The sequence below is a fragment of the Poritiphilus flavus genome, assembly GCF_009901585.1.
GTDB lineage: Bacteria > Bacteroidota > Bacteroidia > Flavobacteriales > Flavobacteriaceae > Poritiphilus > Poritiphilus flavus.
Genome location: NZ_WXYO01000007.1, coordinates 285571 through 306471, shown reverse-complemented (window position 1 = coordinate 306471; position 20901 = coordinate 285571). Strand labels below are relative to the sequence as shown.

Genomic DNA, 20901 nt, shown 5'->3' with positions numbered 1-20901 from the left:
CTGAACGAAAAGCGGCAGCCATTCGCAATTTGTATTCTGTATTTTTTTGTACCTTAAACCGAACAACTAAACCAAATTTATATGACTGAAAAATCCAGCAGTAAGCCGCCAACCTGGTATTGGGTTGTAACGGTTTTGGCGCTATTATGGAACCTGGTAGGCGTTTGGGCCTATCTGGGAAGCGCTTTTATGAAAGATCAGATCAGGGCAGACCTAAGCCCGGAGCAGGCAGCATTATTCGATAGTACCCCCGCCTGGGTTACTGCAGCTTTTGCTATAGCTACCTGGGGTGGCCTTTTAGGATGTATTGCTTTGCTTCTTCGGAAAAAATGGGCAAAACCTGTTCTGACATTGAGCCTTTTGGCTATCCTGGTCCAAATGGCCCATGGTTTTTTTATGACGAATTCAGTAGAATTATACGGGCAGGTTCAGGGACTCATAATTCCCCTGTTCGTGATCATTGTTGGAATTGCCCTGGTGTTTTTTGCACGTTTGGCAGACAAAAAGCTTTGGCTGAGCTAAAACGGAAACTAACCAGCCTAAATCAGCCGGACCTGCTGGAGTTTTTCCAGCAGGTTTTTTATTGCTTAAAAAAATCCCTTTTTTTTCAAATTTGAGCTGATATTATGTAACATTTTTCCCTAAAGGTCATCTTACTTATTGTCTATCAATCAATAAACAACACCTCATGACCACCACAACCCCTAAAAAACGGCTGGAGATCGTTGATGCCTTACGTGGATTTTCCCTTGCCGGTATTGTAATCGTTCATATTGTTGAGAATTATGTTGGAGCTCCGACGCCTGAGGGCGCTATGGAAGCCACTCATCAGGGTATTGCCGACAACATTGTTGACGGCTTCATTTTTTTACTTTTAAGAGGAAAGTTTTTTGCCTTGTTCTCCTTTCTTTTTGGGCTGAGCTTCTTTTTACAAATGGATTCCGCCTATGACAGAGGTGAGGACTTCCGGGCGCGCTTTTTCTGGAGACTAATGCTACTGCTTGGGATCGGTTATTTGCATCATATGTTTTACAGAGGGGACATCCTTACCATATATGCGGTCCTGGGTATTTTTTTGATCCCTTTCTATAAGGTTTCCAATAAGTGGTTGATAGCCCTGGCATCCTTACTATTCATTGGTGTAGGGCGTTTTGTGATCTTTGCCATATTTAAGGATGCAAACCTGTTCTTTCCGGGTGAACTCACCCCCGCAAGTCCGCTTATCGCAAACTATTTTGAAATTCTGAAAACAGGAACAATACAAGAGGTCTTCTACTCCAACGCTACAGAAGGACATTTAATGAAAGCTGACTTTCAGTTGGGCATTTTTGGAAGGGCGTATCTGACACTTGGATTTTTCCTTTTGGGACTTATGGTAGGCAGACTGGGGTTGTTCAAAAACTTTATAGAACACAAAAAGCTGGTTAAAAATGTACTGCTTTGGTCAATCGCCTTATTTGTGGTCTCCATCGGACTTACCATTCTGGCATTTGCAAATCTTGGCCCCGAAGTGACTTTTGACAATTGGCTGGCTATGATAGGCCTGACAGCTTTGGACCTTAACAATATTGCGATGACCTTCATAATCCTGTCTCTCTTTGTCATTTGTTATCGAATGAAGAAACCGCGGAAATGGTTATCGAAATTCGCTCCTTACGGAAGAATGGCGCTTAGCAATTATGTTTTTCAAAGCATTGCTGGGACTTTTCTGTTTTTTGGCTGGGGATTGGGATATCTTGGAGAAATAAGGAACAGCTACACCTTCCTTATCGCCCTGGGAATCATCGTTGTACAAATGCTACTGAGCAAATGGTGGCTCCGCTATTTCTATTATGGGCCACTGGAGTGGATATGGCGCAGCCTTACTTATTTCAGGCGCTATCCTTTCCGTAAAAGGAAGATGATCGACAAAGCGGTAGTTTAAGGATTTCGGACTTACAATTAATAGGGTTTCGCCACAAGAATCAGAGGTTACTCAACATTGCGTGCGCTTCATCGATTTTTTTGAAATAAAGGTTTCACCGTAGTCGTTTTAGACTGCGTACAAGGTCCCCAAAACCTTGAAACCTACTTATATGAACTCGATCTTAAAACTATTTACCTTAAATAGGTGTCTGGCGTTGACTATAGGTGTGCTGATCTCGTTGATAGTACTAAACTTTTACGGGCTCTATACCAATAAGTTTTACCTGGTAAAGTTTGATAATTATATTTTTCCGCTGCTTACTATTATACACTTTACCTACCTATATGTCCTTAGATTTAAGATCAGGGAGGAAGAGTATACAGACCCTGCCATGAGAAACCTGGAATATGCTCTCTATGCTATTTTCCTGATATATCTCTTTAAGGCGAGCGATACATTTTACATTTTAATGAGCTATAAAGACTATGAGGACCATATTCTGCCCGGAACATTTCTGCCCATGGGGATCTTGATATTCTGCTTACAGCTCAGCCTTATGGCACTAACCGTATTAGTGATATGGCATCGAAAGAACAAGGTTGGAGACTACAATTTTGACAACATCAACGAAAATATAGATCCCTGGCCCTAAAGAAATTCATGTTATGGCAAAGTAAAAGACCTTGGAGCTTATTCCAAGGTCTTTTCATTTAAAACAAACAACAACCTAACAATTAAAGTGTATAGAACAGCACGGACGATCCGAACTTCCATACGATGTAAATTAAGCCAAAGAAAGTGGCATAAGTATCACAAAAGTTTAAACTTTTAAAATCTTCATATTTATTGTAGCATTAGGTCAGATCAGCGAAAACAAAAACCTTGGGAACGGGATCCCAAGGTTCTTCAGATAAACTAATGTTAATGGTTATTGCTTAATTATCTTTTTGGTATAGGATCTGCCGTTTTCGTCCCTGATCTGCAAAAAGTACATCCCGCTTGGAAGGGATTGGATATCGAAGGATGTTCCCTCATCATCTATTGGCCTTAGTCTCGCGGTAATATTATTGCCTCCAAGGTCGAACAGGTTAAATGAAGCCTTACTGGCATCCATTTCTTTAGAAACCACGTTCAGCACTCCTTTTGCCGGTATTGGGAAGAGTGTAACACTGCTTTTGCCGGCTTGCGCGTCTACGCGTTCCACCCTCACCTCGTTTGAGAGGTCATAACAACCGACAAGGTCAGTCAGCGCATTGTTTCCTGCTTCCAGTCCGGTGAGTCCGTCCGCATAGCTCAAATGCCATATCAGACATACACCAACTCCTGCTCCGTCGAAGTCTACTGCTTCCGGATTTGGTGGCAGGCCAAGAATGAGCCCTTCTTCATCGGTCACCACCCATTGGGAATTAGCGCCGCTGTTTCCGCTAACACTAACCCCGGAAACATTGTCGGGCACACCATCGCCTACAGTAAATTCAAAGGGACCACCGCTTATCTCGCCTCCTTCAGGCTGGTTTCGGTATACCCGAATATCATTAGAGAGGTCGTAATAACCCATAAGGTCCGTAAGCGCATTATTCCCTGCTTCCAGGCCGGTCAGGCCGTCTTCATAGCTAAGGTGCCAGATCAGGCAAACGCCAGGGCCGGCCCCATCAAAGTTTACAGCTTCCGGGTTTGGAGGCAGGCCAAGGATCATTCCTGCTTCATCGGTTACCACCCATTGGGAGTTGGGACCTACGTTTCCGTTAAGCGTGACACCAGAGACATTGTCCGGCTGGTCATCACCCACACAAAACTCAAAAGGACCCCCGGCGATTTCACCACCACTAACTGTTTTGCGTACTACGCGGACCTCATTGGAAAGGTCATAACATCCATAGAGATCGGTTAGTGCATTGTTGCCCGCTTCCAGGCCCATCAGACCATCGGCATAGCTCAGGTGCCAGATCAGGCAGACACCAGGACCGGCTCCATCAAAATCAACAGCTTCCGGTGCAGGCGGTAATCCTAAAATAGTTCCTGCTTCATCGGTAACTACCCATTGGGAATTAGCGCCACTATTTCCACTCAGGACTACGTTCATCACATTATCGGGATTTCCATCTCCAACAAGGAATTCGTATGGTCCTCCGGAAAGTTCGCCCCCTTCAGGTTGATTTCTGTATACAGCTATTTCATTAGAAAGGTCGTAATCTCCATCCAGGTCAGTAAGGGCGTTGTTCCCGGCTTCGAGTCCGGTTAGTCCATCCGCATAGCTCAAGTGCCAAATCAGGCATAGTCCTGGCCCTGCACCGTCAAAATCAACAGCGCTCGGCATTGGAGGCAGACCAAGGATGGTTCCCGAATCATCGGTAACCACCCATTGAGAGTTCGCCCCAATATTTCCGCTTAGTGTGATGCCAGAAACGTTGTCCGCCTCTCCATCTCCTACGCAGAATTCAAATGGTCCGCCGCTGATCTCACCTCCGTTCACTGTAGTCCGTACGACCTTGGCATAATTAGAAAAGTCATAGCAACCTTCTAAGTCGGTCAAGGCGTTATTACCCATTTCCAGCCCGGTCAGGCCGTCGGAGTAGCTCAAATGCCATACCAGGCAGACACCTGGTCCTGCGCCGTCAAAATTCACTTCTTCAGGATTCCCGGGAAGTCCCAGTATATTTCCTTCTTCATCGGTAATCACCCATTGGAAGTTATCACCGCTATTCCCTGAAACGTCTACCCATATATTATCCGGAAGGCCATCACCAACCAGGAATTCAAATGGTCCGCCAGTCACTTCTCCTCCCTCAGGCTGATCTCTATAAACCCTTATTTCATTGGAGAGATCGTAGTATCCATATAGGTCCGTTAGAGCGTTATTCCCGGGTTCCAGGCCTGTCAGTCCGTCTTCATAACTAAGGTGCCAGATCAGACATACACCCGGTCCTGCTCCATCAAAGTCTACCGCTTCCGGAGTTGGTGGTAAGCCCAGGATAGTCCCTGCTTCGTCTGTTACCACCCATTGTGAATTAGAGCCTGAATTGCCGCTAAGGCTTACTCCAGAAACATTATCAGGCACATCATCTCCCACGCAGAACTCAAAAGGTCCCCCGCTGATCTCACCGCCTATTACTTCAATACGTTCTACCCGAACTTCGTTAGAAAGGTCATAACAACCTTCCAGATCCGTCAGGGCATTATTGCCAGCCTCCAGGCCTGTAAGGCCATCGGCATAGCTAAGGTGCCAGATCAGGCATACACCTGGTCCTGCGCCATCAAAGTCAACCGCTTCCGGAGTTGGTGGCAAACCCAGGATAGTCCCTGCTTCGTCTGTTACCACCCATTGCGAATTAGCCCCTTTATTGCCGGAAACATAAACTCCCGAAACATGGTCTGCCTGGCCATCGCTTACTCTAAATTGAAAAGGTCCTCCTGAAATTTCCCCTCCGATAGCTTCAGAGCGATATACATCTATCCCGTTGGAAAGGTCGAATGTACCCCCGAGATCTCCGATGAAATTTCCAGGACTCAGGCCGGTAACCGTTCCAAAAGAAATATGATAAATTGTACACCAGGCCGGAAAATCAAAACCGAATTCAGATGAAGACTGTACCTTGATGATCTTTCCGTTTGCCCGCTCAGTCTGTATCCAATAGGTATTAAGGCCATACTCCCCGCTAACTTCAAAGTTGAGGAAGATCTCCTCCCCTGTCAGGCAAAGCTCTGTTTCGTCTTCTGTGCTAATGGTCCCACCGTCCAGTTCACGGCGAACAACACGAATGTCGTTAGAAAGGTCATAACAACCCTGTAGATCAGTAGTTGCATTGTTACCTGCTTCCAGGCCGGTAAGTCCGTCCTCGTAACTCAAATGCCAGATCAGGCAAACGCCTGGTCCTGCGCCATCAAAGTCAACCGCTTCAGGAGATGGAGGAAGTCCAAGAATGGTTCCGGCTTCATCGGTAACTACCCATTGTGAATAAGCCCCTGAATTGCCGGACAGTTCCACGGAAGATACATTGTCTGCAATTCCGTCTCCTACTATAAACTCGTAGGGCCCGCCGGTAAGGACTCCACCGTCTGGTTGGTTTCTGTAAACGGTAATGGAATTGGAGAAGTCATAACTTCCAATCAGGTCGGTTGCCGTATTATTGCCTGCCTCCAGGCCTAAGAGTCCGTCCGCATAACTCAGATGCCAGATCAGGCATACTCCCGGACCCGCTCCGTCAAAATCTACGGCTTCCGGAGTTGGAGGTAGTCCGAGAATGGTTCCGGCTTCATCGGTGACCACCCACTGAGAGTTTTCAGTATTGTTTCCGGTTAGTGTAATGCCGGATACATTGTCAGGTATACCATCACCCACACAAAACTCAAAAGGGCCACCGCTAATCTCCCCTCCGTCAATGTTGAGTGCTTCGGAAGAGGGTACCTCCGGGCCCGAAAGCGCAAAGGTATTGGAGCTAAAAAACAAAAAACAGATCAAGAACAGAGGTATCAGCCATTCCCAGAGGCCTGAATCCTGATCCGTAATCTTTTTCACGAGTAATTTTTTTCCCATTTTCTAATGTTTTAACAGTTTCTATCAAATTAACCTTAACTACATAACAGAAATGTCACAAAACCTTAAACTTTTCCGTGATTCTTGTAAGGGTTTTGTGATTATTTCGGACAAAAGTCATCCTGGAAGCCCGGTAATCCCAGTAATTTTTAGCGCTTTTGAAGAATTGGAACAGATCACCTAATTTTATAGAGGTGTGATATTTATGTGATACTTTTTAACGTTTTTCGTACCCTAGATTATGAAGAAAATCCTAATTATAGAAGACGACCAGGAGATCATCAAACTGCTGGAAATCCATTTAACCGATCTTATCTACTCAACAGATAAGGCAATGGATGGTGAAACCGGCCTTCAAATGGCCCTGGAAAATGACTATGACCTTATATTGCTGGATCTTACGCTTCCGGTCATGGATGGCGTTGAGGTCTGTAAAAGATTACGCACCCAGAAATCCACCCCAATAATTATGCTTACCGCTAAATCCGAAGAGATCGATCGCGTTCTTGGTCTGGAGATTGGCGCTGATGATTACATTACTAAACCTTTCAGTATAAGGGAGTTGTTGGCGCGAATTAAAGCGGTGATTCGACGGTCAAGCGCTCAACCCAAGGAAGAAGAACAAAGTAGTGCCCTCAATTTTGAGAACCTGCATATAGACATAGAAAAGCGAAAGATACTGCTGAACGACAAACGAATAGAATTGTCTCCCAAGGAGTTTGAATTACTGGTTTTGATGGCGTCTAATCCAGGGAGGAATTACTCCAGGAGCGAACTGCTGAACATGATTTGGGGATATAATTTTGAAGGTTACGAGCATACGGTAAACTCTCACATCAATAGGCTAAGGGCGAAGATCGAGTCCGATATGGCCAATCCGACCTATATACTCACTACCTGGGGCGTAGGTTATAAGTTTAACGAAGATATCGCTACATGAGCAACGCGGAAAAAACACTTACACCCCGTTTGGTAAAAAAGTTGTGGTTGGCTTTCATATTGATCATTGTACTGATGGGAGCTTCCTATGTTTTTATCACGGGCTACTTTGCCAACAGATACAATCAGGCCACAGCACAGCGGGTCAATGCAAATATTGCCAATCACCTGATCGAAGAAAAGTTTCAGAACGCCTCGCCTTTTTTGGAAGACGGTAGCCCGAACAAAGAACTGTTTGGCGACCTGATGCACGATATGATGGCCGTTAACCGAAGCATAGAAGTATACCTTCTGGATACCACAGGGGAGATACTCTATTCGGTGGTACTGGATCACAGTGACAATGCTCCGGCTAAGTTTGTCTCTCTGGATCCGGTGAATTCTTTTATAGCTGATAAAGGAGAAAACTATATCCTGGGCGATGATCCCCGGGATCCCGAAAAGCAAAAAATATTCTCCGCGGCCAGTTTTAATGTAGACGGACGCGAGGGTTACATTTATATTATACTGGCTGGGCGGGAATTTGAGCTTATCAGCGACAATCTGATGGGGCAGTATTTTGCAAAACTGGGTGTTGGCGCCACTATCCTGACCATGCTATTCGCCGCCCTTATAGGCATGTTAAGTATTTGGTTCCTCACAAAGAACCTACGACTGATCACTCAAACCGTTCGCAAGTTTCGTGAGGGCGACCTGGATGTCCGGATTGAAAATCCTGAAAAATCGGATATCGAAGTTTTTGCCTATTCCTTTAATGAAATGGCGGATACCATTGTGGGGAACATAGATAAAATGAAATCGGTAGACGCGTTGAGGCGTGAATTGATCGCAAACGTATCACACGACCTCCGAACCCCATTAGCCATATTGAAAGGTTACGTGGAAACGCTTCAGATGAAAAAGAGTTCGCTCAGCGAGGCGGAACAAGAGGAATATTTACAGATTACTCACGACAATGTAGATAAACTCTCAAAGCTTATCAACCAGTTGTTTGAATACTCCAAATTAGAAGCGGAACAGGTAACACCGGTTAAGGAACCCTTCTCCATAACTGAATTGTCTCATGACCTTATTGCCAAATTCAAAGTTATTGCGGAAAGAAAAGGTGTGCAGCTGGAACTGGATAATCCTGAAGAGAACAGTATGGTTTTCGCCGATGTAAGCCTTGTGGAAAGGGCACTTCAAAACCTCATAGAAAACGCGATTAAGTTTACGGAACCCAAGGGTAAGGTTGTTCTATCCCTGAAACGGAAGAACGAGAACGTTGAGATTAATATTACAGATACCGGGACGGGCATACCTCTGAGTGAACAGCCGTTTATTTTTGATCGCTACAAACAGGTGGACAAGGGCACTAAAAAACAAGGGTACGGGCTTGGCCTGGCGATCGTCAAAAAAATCATGGATCTACACGATACCACTATTACGGTTTTAAGCAAACCGAAAGAAGGCAGTTCTTTTATTTTCAATTTACCGGCTTATCAGGTATAATGGGAAAATAATTGCTATGAAAGGAAGAACCCTGACCAAGCGTCAGGGTTCTTTGATTTTATAAACGGCTGATATAGCTACCATAGACATCCTTGAATTGGTAGCCCTGAGTAAAGCGGTACTTGCTCAATTTTTTATGGGCAACCAGACCCCAAAGTAATATCTCCTTAAGGAAGTAACTGTCCTTTTTAGGAAAGTGGGGTTGATGTTCTTTTAATAATTGGTTCAGCGGTGGAATACTGTCCAGTTCTTTTTGGTAATCCTTATCATCCAGATCGTCCAATAGCTCAAACCCGTTACCTTCAAAAAACCAGTGAATCAACTCGTCATAGGGCGACTCCGCGTCTTTGTGTTCCAATTTGTTGATCTTAGGAAAGAAATCGGGGAATATGGATTTTACAGCTTCCTCGATCAGCAGGGTGGCCACGGTATCCGCACCTTCCTGCTCCCCTTCGTACACCAATTCTATCTTTCCTGTAATTGCCGGGACCAAGCCCATAAAATCACTTAATCGTACGGTCGTACGGTCTAGCCCCAGTCGTAATGCACGGCGTTCTGCCGTGCTGAGTAAGTTTTCGTAAGCTGTGATGCTTGTTCTGGCACTAACACCGCTTTTAGCGTCTACATACGGACTTTTTCTCGCTTCAAAACTGATCTGTTCCAGGAGGTTTTTAGCCAAAGCCGGAACATAGACCATATCTTGCTGGTCTTGCTCCAGCGCTGATTCCTGATCCGTGATCTTCCTGGCAGTTTCAATATCTTCAGGGTAATGCGTCAGTATCTGAGAGCCAATCCTGTCCTTTAAAGGTGTAACGATACTTCCCCTATTCGTATAGTCTTCGGGATTTGCTGTAAATACAAATTGCAGGTCTAGCGGCAAGCGCAGTTTGAAGCCCCTGATCTGGATATCCCCTTCTTCCAAAATATTGAAAAGAGATACCTGGATCCTGGCCTGCAGGTCGGGCAATTCGTTGATCACGAAGATACAGCGGTTAGCCCTTGGGATCATTCCAAAATGTATTACGCGTTCATCCGCATAAGACAGTCTGAGATTAGCTGCCTTTATAGGGTCTACATCACCAATGAGATCCGCTACCGTGACATCTGGTGTAGCCAGCTTTTCATAAAAACGGTCGCTCCTGTGAAGCCAGGAAATCGGTGTGGCGTCTCCCTGCTCTTCAATCAGTTCCCTGGCATATCGCGATAAGGGCTTAAAGGGATCATCATTGATCTCCGAACCTTCCACAATGGGGATCCATTCATCCAGCAGGTTTATCATTAGTCTGGCCAGACGTGTTTTGGCCTGTCCTCTCAGTCCTAATAAATTGATGTTATGCCTGGATAGTATGGCCCTTTCCAATTCCGGGATCACTGAGTTTTCGTAACCCCATACGCCTTCAAATGTGGTTTCACCATTTTTTATCTTAGCTACAAGGTTATGGCGTAGTTCGTCCTTGATAGATCTGGATATGTAGCCACTTTTCTTTAAATCACCTAAAGTTTTCAGCTTTTTGGTTTCTATTTTCATCTGTACGCTTTGTCCTCTTTAAGTTGTAAATAGGTTTATCCTCTTAATCGTTTCCTTCTGTTTTGTTCATAGTCTTCGAAAATCATTTCCCCCAACCCCTGAAGCCCGGTGAAAAGCGCCTTGCCTTTGTTCGCCTCAGTGAATTGGCGCACAAAACGCATCAGATAAGGGTCCTGAGCGATCATAAAAGTGGTAATCGGGATATGTAATTTCCGTGCCATCCTGGCCATATTGTAGCACTTTTCAACAATAAAGTCGTCCAGCCCTACACTGTTCTTATAATAGGTACCATCCGGCATCCTCAGGCAGCTAGGCTTTCCATCTGTGATCATAAAGATCTGCTTGTTGGTATTTCGCTTTCTTCTGAGCATGTCCATAGCCAATTGAAGGCCGGCAACCGTATTGGTATGATAAGGCCCTACTTTAAGATAGGGCAACTCTTTAATGGCTATGGGCCAGGCATCATTTCCGAACACCAGGATATCCAAGGTATCTTTCGGATAGCGCGTGGTGATCAATTCCGCCAGGGCCATGGCCACTTTCTTAGCAGGTGTAATGCGATCTTCCCCATAAAGGATCATACTGTGACTGATATCTATCATAAGAACAGTACTCATTTGTGCCTTATGCTGGGTGTCTTCTACTACAAGATCATTTTCGTCCAGCGAAAAGCTATCCATCCCATGGTTGATCTGGGCATTCTTTAGGCTTTCGGTCATGGAAATATGTTCCAGGCCATCTCCATAGCGGTATTCCCGGAACTCTCCGGTATGCTCGTCTCCCCTACCGGATTTTCCAGTCTTGTGGTTCCCGTTTCCGCTGCGTTTTAATTTGCCGAAGATCTGATCCAGGGCCCTTTTTCGGATGATCCTCTCCATCTTTGCTGTTATGGAAAGCGTCCCATTGCCATCGCCATCACCTTCCTCACCTTCCTGACCCTCACCTTCTCCACCTCCATCTTCAAATTCTTCCCGCAAATAGCCCTTGGCCTTGAGGTCTTCAATGAAATCATCTATGGTGTACTCGTCGTCCGTGAGCTCGTATTCCTCGTCCAACTCCCTGAGCCAATCCAGTGCCTCATCCACATCCCCAGAGGTGTGAGTGATCAGTTCCTGAAAAATTTCGAAGAGTTTTTCAAAAGGGGTCTGTTCCGGTGCTTCATAGGAAGAAAAGCGGAAGCCTTTTCTCGATATCATAGCCATCTTATAAAAATACTACATTTCGTAAAATGGCTGATCTTTTTAAGAAAACTTAACGATTTTGTTTAATGACGGGATTTTAGAACCCCCACAATGTCCTGCAAACTGTAGCCTTTAGCCTGCAAAAGTATTAACAGATGGAAGAGCAGATCTGCACTTTCATTGAGAAATAGATCGTCGTTATCATCTTTTGCCTCAATGACCGTTTCTACGGCCTCCTCTCCTACTTTCTGAGCAATTTTATTGATCCCCTTTTGAAATAATGAGGCCACATAACTTGGTTTTTGGGCCTGATCTTTGGATTCGGCAAGGGCTTTTCTATCTGCAATAATCCCTTCAAGCTGACTCAAAAATCCATAATTGGGGTCATTTTCCTCATTCCAGCAGGTATCACTTCCGGTATGGCAGGTAGGGCCCTGCGGAGTAGCATAAACTAAAAGCGCATCCGCGTCACAGTCGGCTTTCACCTCTACCAATTGCAAATAGTTCCCGCTTTCTTCCCCCTTGGTCCAGAGTCGCTGTTTAGATCTGCTGTAAAACGTGACTTTACCGCTGCTCCTCGTCAGGTTCAGGGCTTCCTCGTTCATATAACCCAGCATCAACACTTTTCTTGTCTCATTATCCTGTACAATTGCAGGAACCAGATTATCCGGACTTTTGGTAAAATCAATCTTCATATCTTAATAATTAAGTCTCTATAAATATATCTGCCAGGAATACAGTTCTCAATGATCAATTAAGCTCATTGAATTGGCCGTCAGATCCTAACCGGAATATTGTTGAGTTTAAGTGTTTCTTTAAGGTCTGCTATTTCAATTTCTTTAAAATGGAAGACACTGGCGGCCAAAGCCGCATCTGCTTTCCCATCGACAAAGGTATCCACAAAATGTTGCATATTTCCGGCTCCGCCTGAAGCGATTATCGGAATTTTAAGGGATTCTGAAAGCTGAGCCAAAGCCTCGTTCGCGAACCCGTTCTTTGTTCCGTCATGATCCATTGAAGTAAACAGGATCTCACCGGCGCCACGCTTCTCCACTTCTTCAGCCCATTCAAACAGATCAACATCCGTGGGAACCTTTCCTCCTACCAGGTGCACCTTCCAATTCTCACCTATCTTTTTAGCGTCAATAGCTACGACTATGCACTGTGATCCGAATTTGGCCACAAGTTCGTTGATCAGTTCCGGGCGCTTTACCGCAGAGGAATTTACCGATACTTTGTCCGCTCCGTTTTTCAGGAGGATGTTCACATCTTCTATTGAGGAGATCCCACCTCCAACCGTAAAAGGAATATTTACCTTTTCGGCCACCCGACGAACCAGATCCGCCAGGGTTTTTCTTCGTTCTTCTGTCGCAGAGATATCCAGAAAGACCAGCTCGTCTGCCCCTTTTTCCGCATAGATGGCGGCGAGTTCCACCGGGTCTCCGGCATCTCTGAGATCTACAAAGTTTACCCCTTTTACGGTGCGTCCGTTCTTAATATCAAGGCAGGGAATAATGCGTTTTGTAAGCATTTCTTGTGCTAATTTGGTGTTAAGTATCTGAATTTTTCACATTGAGATCGACCCCGTCATAAAAACCGAGGTCCGCATTCTTTAATTGTTTTGTCCAGAAGGCGATTTGTCCTGTATGATAGGAATAATGTTCCACAACATGCGTGATGATCCCAATTCCTGAAAAACTAAATCCCTGGACTTCCCTTGGCCTGATCAACTCTGATACCGGAGTATTTTCCATGACGGATTTGGCTTCTTCTACAGTATCCCTGAGCTTGGCGAACAACTCCTTTTTGTTCAGGCCTTCCCTGGCGGAGAATTCACTATCCCTATCGCGGGTGTCCTGGGTCTGCCCAAGCGATGCTATGGCATATTGCCTGATATTCCCGCAGAGATGTAAAATCAGGTTACCCACGCTATTTGAAATATTATTTGGCCTTGCCCAGACTTCTTTTTCCCCTATCTGATCCAGGCATATGCTGATCATCCTGCTGCTTTCATCCATGCGGTAATGCGCGTTTTTGACCATTTCTGACCGCATTTTTTCACTGATGTCGTTGTCGTTCATTGTCCTATAATGTATTGTTCCAGTTGCTTAAGGCTGATCTTATCTTCGTAAATGGCCTTGCCAATGATCACTCCTTCGCAACCCATGCGTTGCAGTTGAGGGAGCTCCCCGATATCTGATATTCCCCCACTTGCTATTAACTTTATTCCCGGTACCTCTTTGTCCTGTACTCCACTGGAAGTTATTTCGGTCTTTACTACGGCCGTTTGCTTCAACAATTTTGTGTAAAGATCAAATGAAGGGCCTTCCAGCATACCATCTTTACTGATGTCCGTGCAGATGACGTATTGAATCCCTTTTTTCTGATAACGCTTTACGAAGGGTATCAGTTGTTCCTCAGAGGCTTCCTGCCACCCGGAAATGGCTACAAGCTCATTATCAGCGTCTGCCCCCAGGATAATACGTTCCGGGCCGTAGTTCTGCAACCAGCCCAGGAATGTTTGGCTATCCTTTACTGCTATACTACCTCCTGTGACCTGAGATGCCCCGGAATCAAAAGCAATTTTAAGGTCTTCGTCAGATTTGAGGCCTCCGCCAAAATCGACCTTGAGATTGGTTTTTTGGCTAATCGCTTCCAGAATTTTATGGTTTACGATATGCCGGGATTTTGCACCGTCAAGGTCAACCAGGTGCAGGTATGTGATACCATGGGCTTCGTAAGCCTTGGCAACCTCCAGAGGGTTCTCATTGTAAACCTTTTTGGTACTGTAATCCCCTTTGGAAAGCCTTACGCACTTACCTTCTATGATGTCTATCGCCGGTATTATTCTCATATTCGTTTTATAATAAGGACAGGGTGTCCCTGGCCATCCACAAGCTGGAATCTCCTATGCTCTTAAACCCATATGCTTCGTAAAAGCCATGTGCGTCTTTGGTTTTGAGCGCAACCGTAGACGCATTCCTGATCGCATCGTGCTCCATGATGTATCGAAGGAGTTCCTTGCCATAACCCCGGCCCTGGAAGGGATCAAACACTATAATATCCATTAAATACGCAAAGACCGTTTTGTCTGTTACTACCCGGCCAAAACATACCTGTTTCCCTTCAACATATCCTCCAAAACAAAGTGAATTATCAACGGTTCTCTGTACCTGCTCCACAGTCCTTCCCCTGCCCCAGTAAGACTGGTTACTGATGTATTCATGGATTACATCCAGGTCTAATTCACTCTTGTCCGTAGAAATTCTCATGCTCATGCTCAGGTTCTTTCTATAAAGTTCTTCAATATCTCCGCGCCCACAGTACTACTTTTCTCCGGGTGAAACTGGGTCCCATAAAAGTTGTCTTTTCCCAAGGCTGCACTATAACGGAGTGAATAGTCTGATTCAGCAATGGTATCCTGGCACAAGGGAGCGTAATAACTGTGTACAAGGTAGATATACTGCTGCTCCGGGATGTCACGAAAAAGTTCCGTCTTCAGGCTGCTTATCTGGTTCCATCCTATCTGAGGTACTTTAACATTCCCGTTGAACCTGACCACATTCACGTCAAAGATGCCCAAACCATCGGTATTTCCTTCTTCCGAAAAATTGCACATGAGTTGCATCCCAAGGCAAATGCCCAGTACTGGCTGTTTTAGATCAGGTATAAGGGAGTCCAAACCACTGGACCTTAGTTTTTGCATAGCACTACTGGCTTCTCCCACCCCTGGAAATATGACCTTATCCGCCTGGCGGATCTCCTCGGCACTATGGCTGAGAACAGCATCATAGCCCAATCTGGCAAGGGCGAACCTGATACTTTGAATGTTTCCGGCTCCGTAATCTATGATAACGATTTTCATTTTGGATTGTTGAGTGTTAGATGGTTAGACTGTTGGATTTTTGGATTGTTAGACGGTTGGATATTAGACGTTAGATATTAGATGTTAGATATTAGATGTTAGATATTAGATATTAGATATTAGACGTTAGATATTAGATATTAGATGTTAGATATTAGATATTAGATATTAGATGTTAGATATTAGATGTTAGATATTAGATGTTAGATATTAGATGTTAGATATTAGATGTTAGATATTAGATGTTAGATGTTAGATGTTAGATGTTAGATGTTAGATATTAGATGTTAGATATTAGATGTTAGATATTAGATGTTAGATGTTAGATGTTAGATATTAGATGTTAGGTTAGATATTAGATGTTAGATATTAGAATTTATAGTTTACTTTTTGCTGTTTTTATTGAAGCGACGACAATTGCTAAAATCTCGTTTGCTTCTTTGTACAATCTTTGAATCTCCTTTTGATGCCCATCGGCTATTTTCTTAAAAATCTCCAGCCAGTATAGCGTTTCATCGGCCTCTTCTTCAACAATTTTTAGCTTATTGACAAAGTCGGCCGTAGACTTGGCCCTCTGAGCAGCTCTGTAATTTGCTCCAACTGAACTGGAACTTTTAAGCAATTGATTTACATAATTATTGTATTCCCTTGAATTCGGCAGTCTTGCACAAAACCTCCAACATTCAATTGCCAACTCTTGTGTTCTCTTTTCAATAATCGCCTTCATCTTTCAATACTTCAGTTGAATACTAATTCGTATATCTTATATCGCAAATCGTATATCGCATATCGCATATCGCATATCGCATATCGCATATCGCATATCGTATATCGCATATCGCATATCGCATATCGCATATCGCATATCGTATATCGCATATCGTATATCGCATATCGCATATCGCATATCGTATATCGTATATCGTAAATCACAACACTCCTTTGGTGCTGGGCAGGACCATTTTCTCAACGTCTCTTTTCACTGCCATCTTAATGGCTTTTGCGAAGGCTTTGAAAATCGCTTCAATTTTATGATGTTCATTGGTGCCCTCTACTTTTACGTTCAAATTGGCTTTTGCACCGTCCGTAAAGGATTTGAAGAAATGATAGAACATTTCTGTAGGCATATCCCCAATCTTTTCCCGTTTGAAATCCGCTTCCCAGACCAGCCAATTCCGCCCGCCAAAATCTATGGCTACCTGGGCCAGACAATCGTCCATCGGTAAACTGAACCCGTAGCGTTCAATGCCGAGTTTGTTACCCAATGCCTTGCTGAATGCCTCGCCGAGCGTGATCGCCGTGTCTTCAATAGTGTGGTGTTCATCCACTTCAAGATCTCCTTGTACACGGATCTCGAGATCCATTTGCCCATGTCTTGCCAGTTGATCCAGCATATGATCAAAAAAGGCCAGGCCTGTCTGTATATCACTTTTGCCAGTACCGTCCAGCGTTAATGAAATAGCAATGTCCGTTTCTTTGGTTGTACGTTTGACGGCTGTGGTCCGGGTCGGTAATTTGAGGAATTCGTAGATCTTCTCCCAGTCATTGCTTTCCAAAGCGATATAGGAATCGAGTTCATCTCGTTTCACTGTAATTTCGTCTGTACCCAACTGCGTATTGTCATTAATAAAAATACCTTTGGAACCCAGGTTCTTTGCCAGTTCCATGTCCGTAAGGCGATCCCCGATAACAAAGGAGTTCTCCAGGTCATAAGAATCGGAAAAGTAGGACCCAAGCATGGCCGTACCAGGTTTCCTGCTAGCTGCATTCTCTTCCGGGAAAGTACGATCGATAAATACTTCATCGAAAACTATACCCTCAGCGGCAAAGGTTTCCAGTACAAAGTTGTGAACCGGCCAAAAACTCTCCTCCGGGAAAACATCGGTTCCCAGGCCATCCTGATTGGTAATCATGACCAACTCAAAATCCAGTTCTTTTGCAATCCGACTCAGATAGCTAAAAACCTTTGGATAAAAAACCAACTTCTCAAAGGCATCTATCTGTTCGTCTTTGGTTTCGGTAATGATGGTTCCGTCTCTGTCTATAAAGAGTACTTTGCGTCCCATGTTTCCATTGCTTTACAAGTGGTGATTAATTTTTTATTTTCTTCGGGCGTTCCTATTGTTATCCTCAGGGTGTTCTCACAAAGCGGTTGAGAACTCCTGTTCCGAACCACCAGGCCTCTATCTATCATTTCGCGGTAGCGCCTATCCGCATCATCCACCTTAATCAGGAGAAAATTAGCATCCGAAGGATAAATTGAGGAGATAAAACCTATTTCAAGTAACGCTTTAGATAGTTTTTTCTTTTCACTTAAAATTGAGATAATTTCATTGGCTACAATGCTTTTGTTTCGCAAACGTTCATTCACTCTGGACTGTGTCAGGGTATTGACATTATACGGAGGTTTGATCTTATCCAGAACCGCAATGATCTCCGAGCTGGCATAAACAATTCCCATGCGAACCCCTGCCATTCCGTAAGCCTTGGAAAGTGTTTGAGTAACCACCAGATTAGAATAATTACTCAATTGCTTTGTCCAGCTTTCCTGAGTTGAAAAGTCGATATAGGCTTCATCTATGACCACAAGACCGGGAAATCCTTCCAGCAACTCCCGAATGAGGTCCGCACTAAAACAATTTCCTGTAGGGTTGTTGGGAGAACAGAGGAAAAGCAGTTTGGAATAACTGTCCTGAGCCTCTAAAACCGCATTTACCCTGGGCTGAAAATCCTCATTCAGTTCAACCTTTCGGTTCTCTATGGCATTAATGCCTGCAAGAACGCCATACATACCATAAGTTGGAGGCATGGTGAGGCAATTGTCTACATTGGGTTCACAAAATGCTCTGAAAAGAAGGTCGAGCACTTCATCACTTCCATTGCCTACCATGACCTGGGATTCTTCCACTCCACGGAAAGAGGCCAGTGCTTTTCTGATATCAGATGATCTGGGATCGGGATAACGATTGATACCTGTTTCAAAGGGATTTTCATTGGCATCGAGGAAAACCATTTCTTTATCGCTCTCGGCCTTAAAATCGTCCCTGGCTGAGGAATAAGGTTTTAAGCGTCTTACATTCTCCCTGACCAGATCGTTTATGTTAAAGTCTTTTTTCATTTGCTGTATCGCGATTAATGCGAATCTTTTATTAAAGGCTATTGAGCCTTAGGGTAACCGCATTCCTGTGGGCCCTCAGACCTTCTGCCTCTGCCATTACCTCAATTGAAGGGCCAATGCCCTGAATTCCCTCTTCACTGATCTTCTGAAAAGTAATGCTCTTGGTAAAACTGTCCAGATTGACACCGCTATACTGTTTGGCATAGCCATTCGTCGGCAAGGTATGGTTGGTCCCCGAGGCGTAATCCCCAGCGCTTTCCGGGGTATAATTCCCCAGGAAGACGGATCCCGCGTTGCGTACATTATCCGCATAATAGCCTTCATTCTTTGTACAGACAATAAAGTGTTCCGGCCCGTATTCATTGATAAGATCCAGAGCGGTCTTATCATCTTCTACATAGATCATTCTGCTATTGCCTATGGCCTTTTCCGCAATTTCCTTCCTCGGTAGCAGTTGGAGTTGTTCAACGATCTCAGTCTCAACAGCCTCGAGCAGGGCTGTGGAGGTAGTGAGCAAAATGACCTGGCTGTCTTCTCCGTGTTCTGCCTGGCTAAGCAGATCTGAAGCCACAAAGGTCGCGTTGGCTGATCCATCGGCCACGACCAGGAGTTCGCTGGGGCCAGCAGGCATATCTATGGCCACTCCATATCTGGTTGCCAATTGTTTGGCCGCAGTCACATACTGGTTTCCGGGCCCAAAGATCTTATAAACCGCCGGGATCTGTTCCGTACCAAAGGTCATAGCCGCGACTGACTGAATCCCTCCAATCTTAAAGACTTTTTCTAAACCACAGAGCTGGGCCGTGTAGAGAATTGCCGGGTGTATCGCTCCTGAACTATCGGGAGGTGAACACAAAACCACCTCTTCACAACCGGCGATAGCTGCCGGAACGGCTAACATCAATATAGTAGAGAAGAGCGGTGCCGTACCCCCCGGAATATACAAGCCTACCTTTTGAATAGCTCGTTTTTCCTGCCAGCATAAAACACCCCTTGTAGTCTCCACCTCTACCCTGGCTGTCCTTTGTGCTTTATGGAATTTTTCAATGTTTTCTTTTGCCTTATTGATAGCCTCTTTTAACTCCTCTGAAATCGAACTTTCCGCCTGTTCAAATTCCTCAGGACTTACCCTAAAATCGGTGAGGCTAACCCCGTCAAATTTTAAGGTATATTCAGCCACTGCGGCGTCGCCCTCCTTTTGAACACGGGAAAAAACGCTGTCAACTACTGTTTCAATATCCCTCATCTCCTTCAACGGACGTTTCAGGATATCTTCCCATTCGGATCGCTGTGGTTTGATGAACTTTTTCATAGTACCATTTTTTCAATAGGGCATACCAAAATACCTTCTGCGCCCGCGTTTCGCAATTCATCCAAAACCTCCCAGAACTTGTCCTTGTTTATTACCGTGTGTACACTGCTCCAACCTGCCTCAGCCAGCGGTAAAACGGTAGGACTACGCATTCCCGGGAGTATTTTGATAATCTGATCCAGGCTGTCATTTGGTGCATTCATCAATACGTATTTAGACTGACGGGCTGTAAGTACAGAACGTATCCTAAACAATAATTTGGTGAGAATTTCCTGCTGTTGTTGTTGGATCTTAGGAGAAACGGCCAATACCGCCTCGCTGCTTAACATCACCTCCACCTCCTTCAGATTATTCTTAAAAAGTGTGCTACCGCTGGATACGATATCACAGATGGCATCAGCAAGGCCAATATTCGGGGCGATTTCTACGGATCCGTTGATAATATGCAAATCCGCTGTAATTCCACTTTTGCTCAGATAATTCTTTACCGTATTGGGATAGGAAGTGGCTATGCGTTTGCCACGGAGATCTTCTATGGAATTGTATTCATAAGCTTTGGGAACCGCCAGGGATACCCGGCATTTTGAAAACCCCAGTTTTTCGGCTACCTGGATATCCTCCCCTTTTTCAATCAGCACATTCTCCCCGATTATGGCGATATCCACTACCCCATCCCTGAGGTATTGGGGGATGTCCCCATTGCGCAGGTAAAAGACCTCCAGTGGGAAGTTACGGGAGGATGCCTTTAATTGATCCCTGCCATTGTCAATGCCGATCCCGCAGTCTTTCAATATCTTCAGAGAATCTTCGTTGAGCCTGCCGCTTTTTTGTATGGCTATTTTGATATTATCCATATCCTTTAAAATTGCATTTTCCGCTTTTGCTAAGCTTTAAATTTCAAATAAAAAAACCCGCTTGATTGCTCAAACGGGTTAAATATATTCTTGGAATACAGCAATACATTTCTACCTCGCCCGAGCGCCAGTGCAAAAATGATGATGTGTATTGTTATTTCTCATTAGGCCGT

Annotated in this window: 20 protein-coding genes; 5 read left to right on the top strand and 15 right to left on the bottom strand. The window is 44.6% G+C overall.

All coding sequences use genetic code 11. From position 1 onward, the window contains the following. The first annotated feature begins 81 nt into the window (after window positions 1-81). The 3 genes from GTQ38_RS16560 (at window position 82) to GTQ38_RS16550 (ending at window position 2558) form a co-directional block, all read left to right on the top strand. Window positions 82-522, top strand: coding sequence for a hypothetical protein (locus tag GTQ38_RS16560; protein ID WP_161436663.1), 441 nt, complete (start codon window positions 82-84; stop codon window positions 520-522). Between the two features lie 166 nt (window positions 523-688). Beyond that, entirely contained in the window at window positions 689-1924 is a 1236-nt protein-coding gene (locus GTQ38_RS16555; RefSeq protein WP_161436662.1) for a DUF418 domain-containing protein, read from the top strand. Window positions 1925-2075: 151 nt separating this feature from the next. Next, window positions 2076-2558, top strand: coding sequence for a hypothetical protein (locus GTQ38_RS16550; protein ID WP_161436661.1), 483 nt, complete (start codon window positions 2076-2078; stop codon window positions 2556-2558). 276 nt (window positions 2559-2834) lie between these two features. Here GTQ38_RS16550 and GTQ38_RS16545 read toward each other — a convergent pair whose 3' ends face one another. Further along, window positions 2835-6440: a T9SS type A sorting domain-containing protein gene (locus GTQ38_RS16545; protein WP_161436660.1), complete on the bottom strand. Its 3606-nt coding sequence runs from the start codon at window positions 6438-6440 to the stop codon at window positions 2835-2837. A 241-nt stretch (window positions 6441-6681) separates the two neighbouring features. Between GTQ38_RS16545 and GTQ38_RS16540 the strand changes: the two genes are divergently transcribed. Continuing rightward, window positions 6682-7380, top strand: a complete 699-nt coding sequence (locus GTQ38_RS16540; RefSeq protein ID WP_161436659.1) for a response regulator transcription factor — start codon at window positions 6682-6684, stop codon at window positions 7378-7380. Further along, a complete protein-coding gene (locus tag GTQ38_RS16535; protein WP_161436658.1) occupies window positions 7377-8870 on the top strand; it encodes a sensor histidine kinase in 1494 nt (497 codons plus the stop codon). The genes GTQ38_RS16540 and GTQ38_RS16535 overlap by 4 nt, the downstream gene beginning before the upstream one ends. Before the next feature lie 58 nt (window positions 8871-8928). Here the strand turns inward: GTQ38_RS16535 and GTQ38_RS16530 are convergent, their stop codons facing one another. From GTQ38_RS16530 to hisG, 14 genes are all read right to left on the bottom strand, one after another. Further along, complete coding sequence (locus GTQ38_RS16530; protein WP_161436657.1) at window positions 8929-10398, bottom strand: AAA family ATPase; 1470 nt, start codon at window positions 10396-10398, stop codon at window positions 8929-8931. A 35-nt stretch (window positions 10399-10433) separates the two neighbouring features. Next, window positions 10434-11600, bottom strand: coding sequence for a vWA domain-containing protein (locus GTQ38_RS16525; RefSeq protein ID WP_161436656.1), 1167 nt, complete (start codon window positions 11598-11600; stop codon window positions 10434-10436). Window positions 11601-11662: 62 nt separating this feature from the next. Further along, window positions 11663-12274, bottom strand: coding sequence for a bifunctional phosphoribosyl-AMP cyclohydrolase/phosphoribosyl-ATP diphosphatase HisIE (hisIE, locus tag GTQ38_RS16520; protein WP_161436655.1), 612 nt, complete (start codon window positions 12272-12274; stop codon window positions 11663-11665). An 80-nt stretch (window positions 12275-12354) separates the two neighbouring features. Beyond that, window positions 12355-13110: an imidazole glycerol phosphate synthase subunit HisF gene (gene hisF, locus GTQ38_RS16515; RefSeq protein WP_161436654.1), complete on the bottom strand. Its 756-nt coding sequence runs from the start codon at window positions 13108-13110 to the stop codon at window positions 12355-12357. A gap of 19 nt (window positions 13111-13129) precedes the next feature. Next, window positions 13130-13660: a DinB family protein gene (locus GTQ38_RS16510; RefSeq protein ID WP_161436653.1), complete on the bottom strand. Its 531-nt coding sequence runs from the start codon at window positions 13658-13660 to the stop codon at window positions 13130-13132. After that, on the bottom strand, window positions 13657-14433 hold the full coding sequence (locus tag GTQ38_RS16505) for a 1-(5-phosphoribosyl)-5-[(5-phosphoribosylamino)methylideneamino]imidazole-4-carboxamide isomerase (RefSeq protein WP_161436652.1): 777 nt from the start codon (window positions 14431-14433) through the stop codon (window positions 13657-13659). The genes GTQ38_RS16510 and GTQ38_RS16505 overlap by 4 nt, the downstream gene beginning before the upstream one ends. 7 nt (window positions 14434-14440) lie before the next feature. Next, window positions 14441-14857, bottom strand: coding sequence for a GNAT family N-acetyltransferase (locus tag GTQ38_RS16500; RefSeq protein WP_161436651.1), 417 nt, complete (start codon window positions 14855-14857; stop codon window positions 14441-14443). A gap of 2 nt (window positions 14858-14859) precedes the next feature. Beyond that, a complete protein-coding gene (hisH, locus tag GTQ38_RS16495; RefSeq protein ID WP_161436650.1) occupies window positions 14860-15444 on the bottom strand; it encodes an imidazole glycerol phosphate synthase subunit HisH in 585 nt (194 codons plus the stop codon). Window positions 15445-15820: 376 nt separating this feature from the next. After that, window positions 15821-16171 (bottom strand): four helix bundle protein, encoded by a 351-nt coding sequence (locus GTQ38_RS16490; protein WP_161436649.1) that lies wholly within the window; start codon window positions 16169-16171, stop codon window positions 15821-15823. Window positions 16172-16182: 11 nt separating this feature from the next. Beyond that, window positions 16183-16377 carry a hypothetical protein gene (locus tag GTQ38_RS16485; RefSeq protein WP_161436648.1) on the bottom strand — a complete coding sequence of 65 codons (195 nt, stop codon included), beginning with the start codon at window positions 16375-16377 and terminating at the stop codon, window positions 16183-16185. Then, window positions 16374-17510, bottom strand: a complete 1137-nt coding sequence (gene hisB, locus GTQ38_RS16480) for a bifunctional histidinol-phosphatase/imidazoleglycerol-phosphate dehydratase HisB (RefSeq protein ID WP_161436647.1) — start codon at window positions 17508-17510, stop codon at window positions 16374-16376. Before hisB ends, GTQ38_RS16485 begins: the two co-directional genes overlap by 4 nt. Then, complete coding sequence (hisC, locus tag GTQ38_RS16475; protein WP_161436646.1) at window positions 17486-18562, bottom strand: histidinol-phosphate transaminase; 1077 nt, start codon at window positions 18560-18562, stop codon at window positions 17486-17488. Before hisC ends, hisB begins: the two co-directional genes overlap by 25 nt. Before the next feature lie 31 nt (window positions 18563-18593). Beyond that, the gene (hisD, locus tag GTQ38_RS16470; RefSeq protein ID WP_161436645.1) at window positions 18594-19874 is read right to left on the bottom strand and encodes a histidinol dehydrogenase; all 1281 of its coding nucleotides are present in this window, start codon (window positions 19872-19874) and stop codon (window positions 18594-18596) included. Beyond that, on the bottom strand, window positions 19871-20728 hold the full coding sequence (gene hisG / locus GTQ38_RS16465) for an ATP phosphoribosyltransferase (protein WP_161436644.1): 858 nt from the start codon (window positions 20726-20728) through the stop codon (window positions 19871-19873). The genes hisD and hisG overlap by 4 nt, the downstream gene beginning before the upstream one ends. Window positions 20729-20901 lie beyond the last annotated feature (173 nt).

Bases quoted from the DNA above. Each gene is read 5' to 3' on its own strand.
- GTQ38_RS16560 (WP_161436663.1), top strand. From the start codon at position 82: ATGACTGAAAAATCCAGCAGTAAGCCGCCAACCTGGTATTGGGTTGTA.
- GTQ38_RS16555 (WP_161436662.1), top strand. From the start codon at position 689: ATGACCACCACAACCCCTAAAAAACGGCTGGAGATCGTTGATGCCTTA.
- GTQ38_RS16550 (WP_161436661.1), top strand. From the start codon at position 2,076: ATGAACTCGATCTTAAAACTATTTACCTTAAATAGGTGTCTGGCGTTG.
- GTQ38_RS16545 (WP_161436660.1), bottom strand. From the start codon at position 6,440: ATGGGAAAAAAATTACTCGTGAAAAAGATTACGGATCAGGATTCAGGC.
- GTQ38_RS16540 (WP_161436659.1), top strand. From the start codon at position 6,682: ATGAAGAAAATCCTAATTATAGAAGACGACCAGGAGATCATCAAACTG.
- GTQ38_RS16535 (WP_161436658.1), top strand. From the start codon at position 7,377: ATGAGCAACGCGGAAAAAACACTTACACCCCGTTTGGTAAAAAAGTTG.
- GTQ38_RS16530 (WP_161436657.1), bottom strand. From the start codon at position 10,398: ATGAAAATAGAAACCAAAAAGCTGAAAACTTTAGGTGATTTAAAGAAA.
- GTQ38_RS16525 (WP_161436656.1), bottom strand. From the start codon at position 11,600: ATGGCTATGATATCGAGAAAAGGCTTCCGCTTTTCTTCCTATGAAGCA.
- hisIE (WP_161436655.1), bottom strand. From the start codon at position 12,274: ATGAAGATTGATTTTACCAAAAGTCCGGATAATCTGGTTCCTGCAATT.
- hisF (WP_161436654.1), bottom strand. From the start codon at position 13,110: ATGCTTACAAAACGCATTATTCCCTGCCTTGATATTAAGAACGGACGC.
- GTQ38_RS16510 (WP_161436653.1), bottom strand. From the start codon at position 13,660: ATGAACGACAACGACATCAGTGAAAAAATGCGGTCAGAAATGGTCAAA.
- GTQ38_RS16505 (WP_161436652.1), bottom strand. From the start codon at position 14,433: ATGAGAATAATACCGGCGATAGACATCATAGAAGGTAAGTGCGTAAGG.
- GTQ38_RS16500 (WP_161436651.1), bottom strand. From the start codon at position 14,857: ATGAGCATGAGAATTTCTACGGACAAGAGTGAATTAGACCTGGATGTA.
- hisH (WP_161436650.1), bottom strand. From the start codon at position 15,444: ATGAAAATCGTTATCATAGATTACGGAGCCGGAAACATTCAAAGTATC.
- GTQ38_RS16490 (WP_161436649.1), bottom strand. From the start codon at position 16,171: ATGAAGGCGATTATTGAAAAGAGAACACAAGAGTTGGCAATTGAATGT.
- hisB (WP_161436647.1), bottom strand. From the start codon at position 17,510: ATGGGACGCAAAGTACTCTTTATAGACAGAGACGGAACCATCATTACC.
- hisC (WP_161436646.1), bottom strand. From the start codon at position 18,562: ATGAAAAAAGACTTTAACATAAACGATCTGGTCAGGGAGAATGTAAGA.
- hisD (WP_161436645.1), bottom strand. From the start codon at position 19,874: ATGAAAAAGTTCATCAAACCACAGCGATCCGAATGGGAAGATATCCTG.
- hisG (WP_161436644.1), bottom strand. From the start codon at position 20,728: ATGGATAATATCAAAATAGCCATACAAAAAAGCGGCAGGCTCAACGAA.